The 15,745-nt window shown below is 66.5% G+C and carries 14 protein-coding genes and 2 pseudogenes; 3 read left to right on the forward strand and 13 right to left on the reverse strand.

The window, feature by feature from the left end; genetic code table 11:
• Window positions 1-1,158, reverse strand: a 1,158-nt coding sequence (gene pobA, locus ACFPU0_RS24915) for a 4-hydroxybenzoate 3-monooxygenase (protein ID WP_377695971.1), incomplete at its 3' end; no start/stop codon positions are given.
• Window positions 1,159-1,320: 162 nt separating this feature from the next.
• On the opposite strand from pobA, the gene ACFPU0_RS24920 reads away from it, so the two are divergent.
• The gene (locus ACFPU0_RS24920; protein WP_377695972.1) at window positions 1,321-2,190 is read left to right on the forward strand and encodes a helix-turn-helix domain-containing protein; all 870 of its coding nucleotides are present in this window, start codon (window positions 1,321-1,323) and stop codon (window positions 2,188-2,190) included.
• Between the two features lie 139 nt (window positions 2,191-2,329).
• On the opposite strand, the gene ACFPU0_RS24925 is transcribed toward ACFPU0_RS24920, so the two are convergent.
• The 6 genes from ACFPU0_RS24925 to ACFPU0_RS24950 all read right to left on the reverse strand — a co-directional run bounded on the left by ACFPU0_RS24925 (window position 2,330) and on the right by ACFPU0_RS24950 (window position 7,511).
• Window positions 2,330-2,842: a DoxX family protein gene (locus ACFPU0_RS24925; RefSeq protein ID WP_377695973.1), complete on the reverse strand. Its 513-nt coding sequence runs from the start codon at window positions 2,840-2,842 to the stop codon at window positions 2,330-2,332.
• On the reverse strand, window positions 2,839-3,615 hold the full coding sequence (locus ACFPU0_RS24930) for a DNA-binding domain-containing protein (RefSeq protein ID WP_377695974.1): 777 nt from the start codon (window positions 3,613-3,615) through the stop codon (window positions 2,839-2,841). The genes ACFPU0_RS24925 and ACFPU0_RS24930 overlap by 4 nt, the downstream gene beginning before the upstream one ends.
• The gene (locus ACFPU0_RS24935; RefSeq protein WP_377695975.1) at window positions 3,612-4,481 is read right to left on the reverse strand and encodes a DUF692 domain-containing protein; all 870 of its coding nucleotides are present in this window, start codon (window positions 4,479-4,481) and stop codon (window positions 3,612-3,614) included. The genes ACFPU0_RS24930 and ACFPU0_RS24935 overlap by 4 nt, the downstream gene beginning before the upstream one ends.
• Before the next feature lie 24 nt (window positions 4,482-4,505).
• Window positions 4,506-4,817 (reverse strand): DUF2282 domain-containing protein, encoded by a 312-nt coding sequence (locus ACFPU0_RS24940; protein WP_377695976.1) that lies wholly within the window; start codon window positions 4,815-4,817, stop codon window positions 4,506-4,508.
• A gap of 175 nt (window positions 4,818-4,992) precedes the next feature.
• On the reverse strand, window positions 4,993-5,631 hold the full coding sequence (locus ACFPU0_RS24945) for an SCO family protein (RefSeq protein ID WP_377695977.1): 639 nt from the start codon (window positions 5,629-5,631) through the stop codon (window positions 4,993-4,995).
• Window positions 5,628-7,511 (reverse strand): multicopper oxidase family protein, encoded by a 1,884-nt coding sequence (locus tag ACFPU0_RS24950; RefSeq protein WP_377695978.1) that lies wholly within the window; start codon window positions 7,509-7,511, stop codon window positions 5,628-5,630. The genes ACFPU0_RS24945 and ACFPU0_RS24950 overlap by 4 nt, the downstream gene beginning before the upstream one ends.
• A 366-nt stretch (window positions 7,512-7,877) precedes the next feature.
• Here ACFPU0_RS24950 and ACFPU0_RS24955 point away from each other — a divergent pair, with 366 nt between their 5' ends.
• Together ACFPU0_RS24955 and ACFPU0_RS24960 are read left to right on the forward strand one after the other, a co-directional pair.
• The gene (locus ACFPU0_RS24955) at window positions 7,878-8,324 is read left to right on the forward strand and encodes a hypothetical protein (protein ID WP_377695979.1); all 447 of its coding nucleotides are present in this window, start codon (window positions 7,878-7,880) and stop codon (window positions 8,322-8,324) included.
• Between the two features lie 143 nt (window positions 8,325-8,467).
• A complete protein-coding gene (locus ACFPU0_RS24960; protein WP_377695980.1) occupies window positions 8,468-9,847 on the forward strand; it encodes an aldehyde dehydrogenase family protein in 1,380 nt (459 codons plus the stop codon).
• A 177-nt stretch (window positions 9,848-10,024) separates the two neighbouring features.
• On the opposite strand, the gene ACFPU0_RS24965 is transcribed toward ACFPU0_RS24960, so the two are convergent.
• The 6 genes and pseudogenes from ACFPU0_RS24965 to ACFPU0_RS24990 all read right to left on the reverse strand — a co-directional run bounded on the left by ACFPU0_RS24965 (window position 10,025) and on the right by ACFPU0_RS24990 (window position 15,678).
• Window positions 10,025-11,458: a PLP-dependent aminotransferase family protein gene (locus ACFPU0_RS24965; protein ID WP_377695981.1), complete on the reverse strand. Its 1,434-nt coding sequence runs from the start codon at window positions 11,456-11,458 to the stop codon at window positions 10,025-10,027.
• A 203-nt stretch (window positions 11,459-11,661) separates the two neighbouring features.
• Window positions 11,662-12,813: an acyl-CoA dehydrogenase family protein gene (locus ACFPU0_RS24970; protein WP_377695982.1), complete on the reverse strand. Its 1,152-nt coding sequence runs from the start codon at window positions 12,811-12,813 to the stop codon at window positions 11,662-11,664.
• Between the two features lie 28 nt (window positions 12,814-12,841).
• Window positions 12,842-12,979: pseudogene (locus tag ACFPU0_RS24975) on the reverse strand (enoyl-CoA hydratase/isomerase family protein); the annotation flags it as partial.
• A 66-nt stretch (window positions 12,980-13,045) separates the two neighbouring features.
• A complete protein-coding gene (gene mmsB / locus ACFPU0_RS24980) occupies window positions 13,046-13,936 on the reverse strand; it encodes a 3-hydroxyisobutyrate dehydrogenase (protein WP_377695983.1) in 891 nt (296 codons plus the stop codon).
• A gap of 35 nt (window positions 13,937-13,971) precedes the next feature.
• Window positions 13,972-14,142: pseudogene (locus ACFPU0_RS24985) on the reverse strand (enoyl-CoA hydratase-related protein); the annotation flags it as partial.
• A gap of 27 nt (window positions 14,143-14,169) precedes the next feature.
• Window positions 14,170-15,678, reverse strand: coding sequence for a CoA-acylating methylmalonate-semialdehyde dehydrogenase (locus ACFPU0_RS24990; protein WP_377695984.1), 1,509 nt, complete (start codon window positions 15,676-15,678; stop codon window positions 14,170-14,172).
• Window positions 15,679-15,745: the final 67 nt, after the last annotated feature.

The raw sequence follows: 15,745 nt of genomic DNA on the forward strand, positions 1-15,745 counted from the left end.
CACATAGTTCTCGGCGATGGTCCGCCGGCCCGCTTCGGAGCCGACGTAGTAGTCCAGCTCGGTCTGCTGCATGCGGCGGCCGAAGGCGTCGGTCTCGGGGAAGCGGTGCAGCAGCGAAGTCATCCACCAGGAGAACCGCTCGGCCTTCCAGATGCGCCGCAGGCAGATGGCGGAGTACTGCTCCAGCAGCTCGGTGCGGCCTTCGCCATAGACCTTGAGCAGGATGCGGAAGAGGGTGTTGACGTCGCTGGCGGCCAGGTTCAGGCCCTTGGCACCGGTGGGTGGAACTATGTGGGCGGCGTCGCCGAGGAGGAACAGCCGGCCGTACTGCATGGGCTCCACCACGAAGCTGCGCAGCGGGGCGATGCTCTTCTCGATGGACGGGCCGGTGACCAGCCTGGCGGCGGTCTGTTCCGGCAGCCGGCTTTTCAGCTCTGCCCAGAAACGCTCGTCCGACCAGTCCTCCACCTTCTCGTCGGCGGGCACCTGAACGTAGTAACGGGTACGGGTGGGCGAACGCATGCTGCACAGGGCGAAGCCGCGCTCGTGGCTGGCGTAGATCAGCTCATCGTTCACCGGCGGGGTATCGGCCAGCACACCGAGCCAGCCGAAGGGATAGACCCGCTCGAATTCCTTGAGCACGCCCGCGGGAATGGATTTGCGCGAGACGCCGTGGAAACCGTCGCAACCGGCGATGTAGTCGCAGTCCAGGCGAACGCTCTGGCCGTCCTGCTCGAAGGTGACGTAGGGCGCCTCGCTCTTCGGGTCATGGGGCTGCACCTTGGCGGCATTGTAGAAACTGCGTGCGCCGCAGGCCTCGCGGGCTTCCATCAGGTCGCGGGTGACTTCGGTCTGGCCGTAGATCATCACCGTCTTGCCGCCGGTGAGGGACTTGAGGTCGATGTGCTCGCGGCGGCCGTCGAAGGCCAGTTCGAAACCGTCGTGCACCAGGCCTTCGCGATCCATGCGTTGGCTGACGCCGGCTTCGCGCAGCAGGTCGACCATGCCCTGTTCCAGCACCCCGGCGCGGATACGGCCGAGGACGTAGTCCGGGCTCTGGCGCTCGATGATGACGTTGTCGATCCCGGCCTTGTGCAGCAGCTGGCCGAGGAGAAGGCCGGACGGGCCGGCGCCGATGATGGCGACCTGAGTCTTCATTGTTGTTGTCCTCTCGAAGGATTCCGGTGGCGGGCCCAAGGCAGTCCCGTCTCACCTGTTGTTGTGTCCTGCCTGTATTTTTGGTGGATGCCGAGTTGGTTTGAAGGCAATATCCAACGACATCCATGGATTTTTCGCGGATTGGTGTACTCGGAGGTTCCCTTGACCAGGCAGGCCCACACCCCGGTTCCGGTGTTCAAGCTGTATGGCGAAACCGCCGCCTGGCCGACGCCTGACCTGATTCACTGGGAGTCCATCGAGGCCCGCAGCCGCCTGCATGAATGGGAGATCAAGCCCCATCAGCACGGCGATCTGGTGCAGCTGCTCTATGTGCGCTCAGGCCGTGCCGAGCTGGAAGTGGAAGGGCAGGTGAACCGCATTGACTGCGCCTCGCTGCAAGTGGTGCCGGCACTTTGCGTGCACGGCTTCCGTTTTTCCCAGGACGTCGATGGCCATGTGCTGACCCTGGCCCTGCCGCTGGTGGAGCAGGTGGCCGGACTGCTGGACAGCCAGGCGCTGCTCACCCCGGCCTGCTTCGCCGCCGGCGATAGCCAGCCGTACCTGGACACCCTGTTCGAGGCCATCAGCCGCGAGTACGCCCAGCAGGCGCCGGGCCGCGAACTGATGCTGCAATCGCTGATCAGCGTGTTGCTGGTGTGGATCGGCCGGCGCTCGCTGGAGCAGTCCCACTCCGATGCCCTGCAGCAGGACCGCGGCCGCCTGCACCTGCAGGAGTTCACCCGGCTGCTGGAGCAGCACTTCCGCGAGCATCTTTCCATCGAGCAATACGCCCAGCGCCTGGGGATCAGCGCCGCTCATCTCAACGCCCTGTGCCGGCGCCTGGCCGGGCAGTCGGCGCTGCAGATGATCACCCAGCGCCTGCTGCTGGAGGCCAAGCGTTGCCTGGTCTACACCGCCATGACGGTGAACCAGGTATCGGACAGCCTGGGGTTTTCCGAACCGGCTTACTTCTCGCGTTTCTTCAAGCGCGGCACGGGACAGTCGCCGAAGGAATTTCGTATTTCGCGGTGAGGAGCAGGGTCGGGACTGGTTGTAGGGGCGAATTCATTCGCCAAGGGCAGCGCAGCTGCCCCTTCGGGATTTCAGTGGGCAGACCTTCGGCCTGCTTGGCGAATGAATTCGCCCCTACAGGAAATGAATCGCGCTGATTTCAGGCCTGGTAACGCCGGGCAATCAGGTGGTCGATGGAAAACGCACCCGGCCCCTGGCTGATCAGCAGCAGCAGGCAGGCGGCCCAGACACCGTGGGTCGGGTAGGCATCGGGGTAGACGAAGACCTGGATCACCAGGGTCATGCCCAGCAAGGCCAGGGCCGAGAAACGTGTGGCCAGGCCAAGCAGGATCAGCACCGGGAAGAAGTGTTCGCCGAAGGCCGCCAGGTGGGCGGCGATTTCCGGGGAAAGCAGGGGCACCTTGTATTCCTCGGCGAAGAGCGGGACGGCCGAATCCGAGAGGTGCGGCACCCCCAGCTGGAAAGTCCCTTCCACCAGGTCGATGGCCAATCCCTCCACCTTGGTCTGGCCCGACTTCCAGAAGATGGCCGCGATGGAGAAACGGGCGATGAAGGCCACCAGGCCATAAGGGAGGCGCTTGCACAGCTCGATGCCCTGGAGCACCAGTTTCACCGGCAGGTGGCTGGAGTGGATCTGGAGGGTCGCGTTCATGGTGTCGGTCTCTCGCTGTCGAGGGCGAACTGGGTGATGGCGCCGCCCGCAAGGAGCTGCGCGAGGGTGGTGCCGAGGTCGAAGCCGCAATCGACGGACAAGGCGGCGCCCACCGCCTGTCCAAGGGGGACTGCGGCGCCGAGCCCCTGGATGAATGCCACGACGCCCGGGCCGACCCGGCTGACCTCGACCTCCAGAGCGTTGCGCAGGACCAGCGCGCATTCAGGCCGGGAGGGGCTGACACTGCCGATTTCCAGCAGTTCCTGGTGGGCTGCCCAGAGGGAGGCGATGGCGTAGTCCGAGCTGATGGCCGCCACCGATGGGTGCAGTTGCAGGCGCATGCCCGGGAGCAGCTCCGGGTCGCCGAGGACGCCGGCGAGGCGGGCGTTGTCCAGGGGCGGCAGGTCGGCGGCGTGGTAGGCGCGCACCCGCAGCAGCTCCAGCCGGGCCAGGTCGGCGAGGTAAGGCAGGCCGGCGGCCGGTGGAAACCCGGCGATGAAGTCGGGGAAGTCCTCGCCGTAGAACACCAGCAGCGGCGAACGCGGCGGGGTGGCCTGGACATGCAGGCGGGCCATGGCCTGGAAGAAGTCGGCACCCACCAGTTGCCGGACCACCGGGAAGGTATCGGCCAGGGCTGCGATCAGGGACGCCAGCACATTGTTGCGATAAACCGCGAAGCGGCGCGCCGGATCGGAGCCGTTCCAGGCGCACAGGCCAGCCGGGCAGGGCAGTTCCGGGGCGAGCAGGGCCTTGGCGAAGGCATCGGCGTTCATGCGGCCCGCTCTTGTCGCAGCAGCCGATCGGCGCGCGCGGCTTCGTCAACCAGGATGTCCAGGGCCGGGATGTCGTTGTCCCGTTCGATCAGTGTGGGCAGCGGGCCGAGGTGTTGCAGGGTTTCGCCGTAGAGGGCCCAGACGGCATCGTCCACTGCCGAGCCGTGCTGGTCGATCAGCAGGCGTGCGCCAACGGCGTCGCTGTCCTCGGCGAAGCCGGCCAGGTGAATCTCGCCTGCCGCGTTCAGGGGCAGGGCATTCAGGTAGGCGCGGACATCGCGGTTGTGGTTGATGCAGGACACATAGGCGTTGTTCAGGTCCAGCAGCAGGCCGCAGCCGGTACGCTTCACCACCTCGGCGATGAACTCGGCTTCGTCCAGTCCGGAGCTTTCGAATTCGACGTAGGTGGCCGGGTTTTCCAGCAGCATCCGGCGCTTCAGTCGAGTCTGCACCTGGTCGATGTGACGGCACACCCGCTCCAGGCTGGCCTGGTCGTAGGCCAGCGGCAGCAGGTCGTTGAGGAAGACTTCGCCATGGCTGGACCAGGCCAGGTGCTCGGAAAAGGACTCCGGTTCGTAGCGCTCGATCAGCGCGGCCAGGCGCTGCAGATGGTCTGCATCCAGCGGTTGTTCGGCACCGATGGAGAGGCCGACCCCATGGATCGACAGCGCGTAGGACTCGCGTATCCGGCCCAGGTAGTGGTGGAAGGGGCCGCCCGCCACCATGTAATTCTCTGCGTGAATCTCGAAGAAGCCGAGGGCCGGCCGGGTTTCGAGGATGTCCCGGTAATGCTGGGACTTGAGCCCGATACCGGCCCTGGCCGGAAGCTGTCCGGCAGGAGCGGGGAGACGTGGGGAAGGGGTCATGGTCAATGCTCCTGCCGGTGGCGATCAGCCCTTCTTCGCTTCCTTGAATGCCTGCAGCTGGCCGAAGCCGGTGGGAGAGCTGGGGGAGGCGGTTTTCTCACAGGTGCCGGCCGGGACATACTTCCAGGAGTTGCCCTGGTAGTCGGTTTTCGAAGTGCCCGCACAGGAAGTTCCAGCGCCGGCGGCGCAATCGTTCTTGCCTTTCATGGCGACGCCGAAGCACTTTTCCTTGTCGGCGGCCTGAACACTCAGCGGCGCCGTTGCCAGGCCGAGGGCGGTGCTCAGCGCCAGGGCGAGGCCGGTTGCAGAGACGACACTGGCAGTCGGGGTTTTCATGGTTGTTCTCTCCGTTTCTGTGGGTCGACAAGGGCGTGTTGCCCAAGGGTGGCGAAGCATCCCCAGGTTAGTCGGGGAATGGAAGCAGCGCCTTCGAAACAGGAGACACGGCAGGCGGGAGCGCGTTACAGCGCCCCGCATTTTTTTGAAGGTACTTGCGGCCGCGCGATGCCTGTCAGGCGTGCCCGGTTGCACTCCGGTGCGCCGTCGCCACCATTGCCGTGTCGACGTGGTTGATGGTGGCGATGATGCGCTCGGGCTCGCACAAGCCCGGGGCCATGGCCCAGCGATGGGTGCGGTCATTGCCGATGCGCAGCATGCCGGTGTGGTTGGACAGGTCGGAGTCGACCTCGGGTTGCGGATCGTAGAAGCCGAGCCCGTAGCGCAGGCGGCGGATGTCCGCCGGGGCGCCGGTGAGGAACAGCCAGCCGGGCCGCGCACCATGGCGCTCGGCATAGTCCCTGAGCACGTCGGGGGAGTCCAGTTCCGGCTGGAGGCTGATGGAGTAGAGAAAGACATCACGCCCCAGGCGTTCGCCGAGCAGGCCCTGGAGTTTGCGCAGGTTGGCGGTCATGGTCGGGCAGATGCCCTCGCAGTGGACGTACATCATGTTGATCGCCACCACCTTGCCGCGGACCAGATCGTCGTAGAAGCGCACCTTGCGGCCGTCATGGGTTTCCAGCAGCACGTTGGGGAACGGCGTGCGGACGGATTGCTGGCCCTTCCTGGCGGTCGGGCTTTCGAGGCCATAGCCCAATGCGCCCCCTAGTGCGACCAGCCCCAGGCCACCGAGAATCTTGCGTCGAGTGTTCATGAGCGGCCTCCCGTTGTCGGTGATGCGTCGCCGACCATACCGCTATCGGACGACGGCCCGCTGGTGTCGGCCTCGATGTCGAAGCGCGCCATCATGGCGTGGTCCTCATGGATCAGGTTGTGGCAATGGAGGGGGTACTTGCCGAGAAAATCACGGAAGCGCAGGAACACCCTGACGGTCATGTCCTCGCCTATCACGTAGACATCCTTGCGGCCCTGCTCATGGGGCGGCACGGGAATGCTCTGACCAAGGACCGTCTTGCTGATGATCCGGCCTTCTTCGAAGTGGATGTGCAGGGGATGGTCCCAGCCGTCCTCGGGGTTCACCAGCTCCCAGACCTCGGCGCTTCCCTGACGGACCCGCGCATGCACCTCGTTCGGGTCGAAGAAGCGCTCGTTGATCGCCCAGAGCCCCTTGTCGCGGTCGAAGACCCAGGTCCTGAGCGGCGCGGCGGCGATCTCTTCCTCGGTCAGCGGACGCAGGTCGCGGAGCTTGTCGGGCACCTGGCTGACATCCGCTTCCGGCGGCATGCGGTCGACGATGAGTTTGAGCACGCGCACCCCCGGCTCGCGCACATCCTTGGGCTGGCGGGTGTCCTCGGCCTTGTGGGTGAGGCGGTTGACCAGGTACAGCTCGGTCCCCAGGGGATAGGTCGAGAAGTCCACCACTATGTCGCCGCGTTCGGCCACACCCAGGCGCACCCGGTCCTGGTCGCGCAGCGGTGCCGGCAGGAGGTTGCCGTCGTTGGCGATGTAGGTGAAACGCTGTTTCCGATCACGGCCGTCCACCAGGTAGAACTCGTAGAAGCGGCTCGGACCGCTGTTGAGCAGGCGGAAGCGATATTTGCGCGCCGCGACCCGCAGCACCGGCTCGATGATGCCATTGACGGCGATCTTGTCGCCGAGCACGCCTTCCGGGCTGACCTGGTCCCAGTAGAGGGTGCCGTCGGGGGCGAAGCGCTTGTCGCCGAAGTCCAGGGGGTAGTCATAGGGATGGCTGGGCAGGCGAAGCGCGGCAGGGTTGGGATCGTGCTCGTCGCCGGAGTCGATATCGTCGAACAGCAGGTAGAAACCCAGCAGCCCCTTGTAGAGATTGGGTGCGGTGAAGTCCATGGTGTGGTCGTGATAGAAGAGCGTGCCCAGCGCTTCCCGCGGATCGCCGATGCCGTTCTGGAACTCGTCGAAGCCCGCGTAGATGTTTCCGTAGAAGTGGTCCATGAACTCGCCGGGGCTGGCCAGGGTCGGGCCGGCCTTGGTGGCGCTGTAGAAGTCCCCCGGGAAACCGTCGCTTTCGGAGCCTGTATGGGCGTTGTGCAGGTGCGTGGATATTTCCGGTGTGCCGAATCCCTGATGGTCGGCCGGCAGCTGGTTGCGGATGCGCACCACTATGGGTACGCCATAGCGGGCGAAGATCAGGGGGCCGGGTGTCGTCACTTCAGTGCCAGCGCCCTGGTAGCCCCAGATGGGTTGGCGTGGGTAGGCCTCATTGAACAGCCACTGGGGGTTTTCCCGAGCCACGAGTTCGTAGGTCAGCGCAAAAGGCAGTTCGTTCCAGCGCTGGTGCGCGTCGCGTCCCGCTTCCCCGGCGGCGGTATTGGCCTGCTCGCTGGGGGCCGGATCGAGGACCACCGCGCTGAGCGGGTCGACCTGTTGCGGCAATTCGAGGGTCCAGGGAATGGTGGGCGGGCTGGGCGGAATGACGGGGGGGATGAACTCGCCTTCGTCGGGTTCGTCATCGTCGTCCCCGAGGAGGCGCGCCGGGCTGCCCATCAGGGGTAGGGTGAGGGCCGCCGCCCCGAGTTTGAGAAAGACCCGGCGGGAGTCAGCCGCTGGGCCGTGTTCGCATCGCCTGGACCGGCGACTGGGATGTGACCTGTTCATGACGGCTCCTTCCCCTCGTGAGTTTCTCGCTATTCAGGGACTTGGAGACTGTTGTGATTATTGGACGTCGGAATGGGCTGCGCGCAGGTCGTCAAAGTGTTGACAATCTGTAGAAAATAACACTCTTGAGTGTTGGTTTGGTCAAATTTCTGTCAATCACCCGGCAAATCCCCATAGATCACTTGCGTAATAGCGATTCGTCGCGTCTCTCGCCCTCCCGTCAAGGCCGCCACTGCGCCTCCTTGACTCTTGCTCCGGGGCCACGAAACTCAGGCGCAGGGGCCGACAAGAAACAGCGCTGCACCAACAGCCCTGAACCAGCAGTACTGGCAACTATGACAATTGCTTCGGCTAGGGGAGGCAGTCATGTGTCATGCAGTGGAAGTCAGCGGGCTTTACACCGCCGAAGGGAGCCGGCAACTCATCAACTATCCCGACGCCGATGCGGCATTGCCCATCCATGACCCGCAGCGCGGTGTGGTGTGGATTCCCTGGGGGCGCCGCAGCCAGGAGTGTGGCGAACTCCCGGCCACCGGCTGGTTGCTGGACGACGGTTCGCTGCCCGAGGGCTGGGATCGCTACAGCCCGGCCACGGTGCTGGCGCGGGTAACGCGGTTCATGGAGATGACCCGCGACGGCGAGCCACGCTGGTTCCAGGTGGAGGACGGCAAGTCCTTGCAATGCGTGCTGCTGCGCCATGGCCATGAGCAGCGGGTCTACGTGGTTACCACCGAGTCGCCGGACGAGCAGCATCGCAGCTGGCCGCTGACGCGCGGGCATGGCGGGCGGGCCCGCCTGGCGCAGCGGGCCTGAGCCGGGGTACCTGCTGCCAGCCATTCTTTTTTCGTGAAGAATTTCTTCTCGATTATTCGTTTTACGTGAATCGGTCGCGGCCTTAAGTTGGCCGCAACACCGATCGCGAGCCCTGACCGGCTCTCACGTACGACGAGGACAGCATGATCCAGCCCGCCGCCATATCCCGGAACCCCGCCACCGGCGAAGAAATCGCCCGCTATCCGTACCAGGACGCCGCTGCCCTGGACGCCAGCCTGGCTTGCACCCAGCGTGGTTTCGAGGCCTGGCGCCAGTTCAGCGTCGAGGCGAGAGGCGAAACCCTGCTGCGCATGGCCAAGGCCCTGCGTGCCAACGCCGAGGCCATGGCGCGCATGACCACCAGCGAAATGGGCATGCCCATCAGCCAGTCCCGTGGCGAGATCGAGAAGTGCGCCAGGCTCTGCGAGTGGTACGCCGAACATGGCCCGGCCATGCTGGCCGACGAGCCGACCCTGGTGGAGGAAGACAAGGCGGTGGTGGCCTACCTGCCGCTGGGCCCGGTGCTGGCCGTGATGCCCTGGAACTTCCCCGTGTGGCAGGTGATGCGCGGTGCGGTGCCGATCATCTTCGGTGGCAACAGCTACGTACTGAAGCACGCACCGAACGTCATGGGCTGCGCGCGCCTGCTGGGCGCCGCCTGGGCCGAGGCCGGCCTGCCGGAAGGCGTGTTCGAGGTGATCAACGTCGAGCCGCCGCTGGTTTCCGTGGCCATCGCCGATCCGCGCATCGCCATGGTGGCGGTGACCGGCAGCGTCGGTGCCGGTGCCGCGATCGCCTCCCAGGCCGGTGCGGCGCTGAAGAAGTGCGTACTGGAGCTGGGCGGTTCCGACCCCTTCATCGTCCTGGCCGACGCCGACCTGGATGCCGCGGTGAAGGCTGCGGTCGCCAGCCGCTTCAATAACGCCGGCCAGGTCTGCATCGCCGCCAAGCGCATCATCCTCGAGGTGTCCATTGCCGACGCCTTCACCGAGCGCTTCGTGGCGGCGGTCAAGGCGCTGCAGATCGGCGATCCGCAGGCCGACTCCACCTACGTCGGCCCCATGGCCCGCTTCGACCTGCGCGATGAGCTGGACGGCCAGGTGCAGGCGACCCTGGCCGAGGGCGCGACCCTGCTGCTGGGCGGCCACAAGCTGGAGGGCGAGGGCAACTTCTACGCGCCCACCGTGCTGGCGGATGTGACTCCGGAGATGACCGCCTTCCGCAAGGAAATCTTCGGCCCGGTGGCCTCGCTGATCGAAGCCCGCGACGCCGAGCACGCCGTGGAACTGGCCAACGACAGCGAGTTCGGCCTGGGCGGCGCGCTCTGGACCGCGGACCTGGCCAAGGCGCAGAAGCTGGCACGGCGCATTGTCAGCGGCGCGGTGTTCATCAACGGCTTCACCGCCTCCGACCCGCGTGTGCCGATCGGCGGCGTGAAGAAGAGCGGTTATGGCCGCGAGCTGTCCCACTTCGGCCTGCGCGAATTCCTCAATGTGCAGACCATCTGGCGGGATCGTCGCTGATCAGTCGAGTTGAATGACAAGGGGCTGCCGGGTGCAGCCCTTTTTCATTCATGGGTCTTGTAGGGGCGAATTCATTCGCCAAGGGCGGCGCAGCTGCCCCTGCAAAGCCTCAGGGCAGCCCTTCGGCCTGCTTGGCGAATGAATTCGCCCCTACAGAAAAGCAGTCCCACCCGGACCCTAGGCGATCTGCTCCAGGATATCCCTGACCCGGTCCAGCGCCGGGTCGAGGTCCAGGGTTTCGATAGCGCCGTAACCGAGGAGCAGCCCATTGCGCGGAGGCAACTGGTAGGAAAAATCGGCAAGGGGATAAAGGCCGACATCCACCTTGCGCGCCAATTCCGCCAGCAGCGGGATGTCCACCGGCACCCTGGCCAGGGCGGCGAGGTGGAAGCCGGCCACCGAGGGCACCAGTTCGAACCAGCGCGCCAGGTCGCCGTTGAAGCGTTCGAGGAGGCGTTCCCGACGGCTGGCGTAGATGCCATGGCAACGACGGATGTGCTTGAGCAGGCAGCCGTCATCGATGAACTTGGCCAGGGTCCACTGGGTGAGGGTGGAACAGTGCCAGTCGCAGAGCTGCTTGGCTGCGGTGACCGCTGCGATCAGCGCCGGCGGGAGAATGCAGTAACCCAGGCGCAACTCGGGCTGCAGGGACTTGGAGAAGGTGCCGACGTAGGCCACCGCGCCCTGGCTGTCGAGGCTCTGCAAGGTCTCGGTGGGGCGGCCGGCGTAGCGGAATTCGCAGTCATAGTCGTCCTCGATGAGCACCGCGCCGATGCGCAGCGCCTTGTCCAGCAAGGCCTCGCGCCGCGCCTGACTCATGGGCATGCCGAGGGGGAACTGGTGCGACGGGGTCACGTAGATCAGCCGCACATGCTCGGGAATGGCGTCGACGCAAATGCCTTCGGCATCTACCGGCACGCCGATCACCTCGGCGCCCTGTGCGGCGAACAGCTGGCGCGCCGGCGGGTAGCCGGGATCCTCCACCGCGACGCTGCAGCCGGCCTCGATCAGCACCCGGGCGAGCAGGTCAAGGGCCTGCTGGGCACCGTGGCACACCACCACGTCTTCCGCGTTGCAGTGCACGCCGCGGGAGAACGCCACGTGCCGGGCGATGGCATCGCGCAGGGCGGGCAGGCCCGCGGGCTGGCTGTAGAGCCCGCGGGACCTGGCCGTCTGCCGCAGGGCGTGCTGGGCGCAGCGGCGCCAATCGTCCTGGGGGAACTGGCTCTTGCTGGTGGCGCCGCCGATGAAGTCGTAGCGCAACATCGCCTCCATGGGGGGATGGCCGAGGGAGGTGGAGATGTTGCGCCACTTGGAAATGATCGCCGCGCTGGCGAGGGATTCATGGCCCTGCTTGTGGCCCTGGCCGACGGCCTGGGCGCTGACGAAGGTGCCGGAGCCGACCTTGCCGGTGAGCAGGTTGTCGTAGGTGAGCAGGGTGTAGGTGTCGGATACCGTCTTGCGCGAAATTCCCAGTTGCTCGGCCAGCAGGCGGCTCGGCGGCAGGCGGGTACCCGCCTTGAGGCGGCCGGACTCTATGGCTTCACGCAACTGGCGATACAGCTGCCCGGACAGGTCCTTGCTGCCCTGGATGACGATGTGCAGTTCCATGCGCGGCTCCGGAGGGGGACAGCTAAAAATACCGCAAATCCCGGTTGGCTTCCGTGGCCCGGTGCCCGTTCGACTGCGTGCTGCATGGGGCTGGCCGAGGCCTGGCGCCGGGGCAGCGAATCGCGGCGCCCCGCGAGCCGGTACCAGCGCAAAAAAGACCGGGCGGCCCTCGGGAGAGGGCCGCCCGAAAAGCGTGGGGTGACTCAGAGTTGGTAATTGGCCAGCTCGCGCGCGATGAGCAACCGCTGCACTTCGCTGGAGCCTTCGTAGATCTGCGTGATCCGCGCATCGCGGTAGTACTTCTCCACCGGGTAGTCCTCCAGGTAGCCATAGCCGCCGTGGACCTGGATGGCGCTGGAGCACACCTGCTCGGCGATCTCCGAGGCGAACAGCTTGGCCTGGGAGGCCTCGGAGAGGCAGGGCAGGCCGGCGCCCTTCAGGCGGGCGGCGTGGAGGATCATCAGCCGCGCGGCGTTGAGACGGACCTGCATGTCGGCCAGCAGGTTACCGATGCTCTGGTGCTCGATGATCGGCTTGCCGAACTGCACCCGCTCCCGCGCGTAGCCCAGGGCAGCCTCGAAGGCCGCACGGGCGATGCCCAGGGCCTGGGCGGCGATGCCGATGCGCCCGCCTTCGAGGTTGGACAGGGCGATGGCCAGGCCCTTGCCGCGCTGGCCCAGCAGGTTCTCTGCCGGGATACGGCAGTCGCTCAGGGTCACCGCGCAGGTGTCCGAGGCCTTGATGCCCATCTTGTGTTCGCTGCGGTCGACCTTGAAGCCGGGGGTGTCGGTGGGCACCAGGAAGGCGGACAGGCCTTTCTTGCCCAGGTCCGGATCGGTCACGGCGAAGACGATGGCGAGCTTCGCCCGCTTGCCGTTGCTGACGAACTGCTTGGCGCCGTTGAGCACCCAGTGGCCGTCCTTGAACTCGGCGCGGGTGCGCAGGTTGTGCGCTTCCGAGCCGGCCTGGGGTTCGGTGAGGCAGAAGCAGCCGATGGCGGCGCCACTGGCCAGCTCCGCCAGCCAGCGGTCCTTCTGCGCTTCGCTGCCGTACTTGAGGAGTGGCCCGCAGCCGACCGAGTTGTGGATGCTCATCAGCGCGCCGAGGGCGCCGTCGCCGGCGGAGATTTCCTCCACCGCCAGGGCATAGGCCACGTAGTCGATATAGGTGCCGCCCCATTCTTCGGGCACCACCATGCCGAGCAGGCCCAGCTCGCCCATCTGTTGCACCAGGTCGTCGTCGATCCAGCCGGCCTTTTCCCAGGCCTGGGCGCGCGGGGCGACTTCGGCGCGGGCGAATTCCCGCGCCATGTCGCGGATCATGCGTTGTTCTTCGGTGAGTTCGATATCGTGCATCGTACGGGTCTCTCGCAGGGTGGCGCTGTCAGGCGGTGCGAAGGGGGTTGCCGGTGGCGGCCTGGAAGCCGCTGAAGAAGGACAGCACCCGCTGTTGGGGCAGGTCCGCCAGGGTCGGCGGGTTCCAGCGCGGATTCTTGTCCTTGTCGATGATCAGGGCGCGGATGCGCTGTCAGGTGGCCGATGCGATTGCGCCCACTGGCCAGGACCGCTACCTGGTTGTCACTCATGCTCAGGCTTCCCGACGGAACAGCTTGATGATCGCGGAGAAGTCCAGGCCGCCGTGCCCCTGCAGGCTGAAGGTCTGGTAGAGCTGCTGGGCCGCGGCGCCGAGCACCACCGGCTGCTTCGCATGGCGCGCGGCCTCGGTGGCAAGGCCCAGGTCCTTGAGCATCAGGTCGGTGCCGAAGCCGCCGCTGTAGCCACGGGACGCCGGAGCGTTCTCCAGCACGCCGGGGAAGGGGTTGTTGATCTCCGAGCTCCAGCAGCGGCCGCTGGAGGTGTTGATGATCCCGGCCAGCACCTTGGCGTCCATCCCCAGGGACACACCCAGGGCCATCGCCTCGGCGACGCCGACCATGGAAATGCCGAGCAGCATGTTGTTGGCGATCTTGGCCACCTGGCCGTTACCCGAGTCGCCGCAGTGGACGATGTTGCGGCCCATGGCGGCGAGCAGCGGCTGGGCCTGGTCGAAGGCGCTGGCGGTGCCGCCGACCATGAAGGTCAGGGTGCCGGCCGCAGCGCCGCCGGTGCCGCCGGAGACCGGTGCGTCGAGCATCGGGTTGCCCTGGGCCTCGGCTTGCCTGGCCACTTCGCGGGCGCTCAGCGGGTCGATGGTGGAACTGTCGATCAGCAGCACGCCCCGGCGGACGTTGGCCAGCAGGCCATCGGCGCCCAGATAGACGTCTTTCACATGGGCGGCGGCGGGCAGCATGGTGATGATCGCGGCGACGCCGTCGCGGGCGATTTCCGCCGGGCTGGCGACGGAGCGGGCGCCGAGTTCGACCAGGGCGGCAACGGCCTGGGGCGCGGGGTCGAACACGGTGAGGCTGTGGCCGGCCTTGAGCAGGTTGCGGGCCATGGGGCCGCCCATGTTGCCGAGGCCAAGGAATCCGATATGCATGGTGGCGTCCTCTTGAGGTGAGCAGGGAAATTCGGTCAGCGGTGGTTGAAGTGGGGCACGCGCTTTTCCACGAAGGCGTTCATGCCTTCCTTCTGGTCGGCGCTGGCGAACAGCGAGTGGAACAGCCGCCGCTCGAAGCGCACGCCTTCGGCGAGGCCCAGTTCGAAGGCGCGGTTGACGCACTCCTTGGTCATCATCGCGGCGGGCCGGCGCGTGGCGCCGGCCCGGAGGGGTCATTTGAGGGTGATGGTGGTGTTCACGGCGCCGCCGACTTCGTCCTCGTCGAACCAGCGCTCGGTGACCGTCTTGGTCTGGGTGTAGAACTGCACCACCTGCTTGCCGTAGGGGCCGAGGTCGCCGAGCTTGGAGGCGCGCGAACCGGTGAAGGAGAACAGCGGCACCGGCACCGGGATCGGCACGTTGATACCCACCTGGCCGACGTCGATCTCCTCCTGGAAGTGCCGCGCGGCGGCGCCGGAGCGGGTGAACAGGGCGGTGCCGTTGCCGTTCGGGTTGGCGTTGATGAAGGCGATGGCCTCATCCAGGGTGGCGGCATGCACCACGCAGAGCACCGGCCCGAAGATTTCCTCGCGGTAGATGGTCATCGCCGGGGTCACGCCGGAGAAGATGGTCGGGCCGACGAAGTTGCCGTCCTGGTAGCCGGACACGCTCGGGTTGCGGCCGTCCAGTTCCAGCTTGGCGCCTTCCTCGACGCCGGCGGCGATCAGGCCGCTGATGCGGTCCAGCGCGGCGCAGGAGACCACCGGGCCGACATCGGTGCCCGGCTCGACGCCGGCGCCGATCTTCAGGGTCTTGGCCTTCTCCACCAGCTCCGGCAGCCAGGTCTGGGCTTCGCCCACCAGGATCGCCACCGAGAGCGCCATGCAGCGCTGGCCGGCCGCGCCAAAGGCGGCGCCCAGCAGGTTGTTGAGGGTCTGCGACTTGTTCGCGTCGGGCAGGATGATGGCGTGGTTCTTCGCCCCCATCATGCACTGGGCGCGCTTGCCGTTGCCGGTGGCACGGTTGTAGACGTGGGTGCCGACGCGGGTGGAGCCGACGAAGGACACGGCCTTGATGTCCGGGTGGTCGCAGAGCAGGTTCACCGCGTCGGCGCCGCCGTGGATGACGTTGAGCACGCCCTTGGGAATGCCGGCTTCCAGCGCCAGTTCCGCCAGGCGCATGGTGACCATCGGGTCCTGCTCGGAGGGCTTGAGGACGAAGGTATTGCCGGTGGCGATGGCCATGGGGAACATCCACAGCGGGATCATCGCCGGGAAGTTGAAGGGGGTGATGCCGGCGCACACGCCCAGCGGCTGGTTGATGGTGTAGGTGTCGACGCCGCCGGCCACGTTGTTGGCCAGCTCGCCCAGCTGCAGGGTGCCGATGTTGGCGGCGTGCTCCACCACTTCCAGGCCGCGGAAGATGTCGCCTTCGGCGTCCGGCAGGGTCTTGCCCTGTTCGGCGGTGAGCAGGGCGGCCAGCTCCTTCATGTTCTCGCGGATCAGTTGCTGGTACTTGAGGAAGATGCGTGCGCGGGCGCCGATGGGGGTCTTGCGCCAGGTCTTGAAGGCTTCCTTGGCGCTGGCCACGGCGGCGTTCATTTCCTCAAGGGTGGCGAAGGGCACGCGGGCCAGGACTTCCTGGGTGGCCGGGTTGACCACGTCGCGCCACTGGGTGGTGCGCGACTCGACGAGTTCACCGTTGATGAGCAGCTTGACGCTGGGGACGCTGGTAGAGGTCATTTCGGGTCCTGCCTGATTTCGTTGGGTCGAGTGGGGCCCCTCGGGCCGGTTGGCCGAGCGGTCGGGT

This window comes from Pseudomonas sp. GCM10022186, from assembly GCF_042656385.1.
In the GTDB taxonomy this organism is placed as follows: Bacteria; Pseudomonadota; Gammaproteobacteria; order Pseudomonadales; family Pseudomonadaceae; genus Metapseudomonas.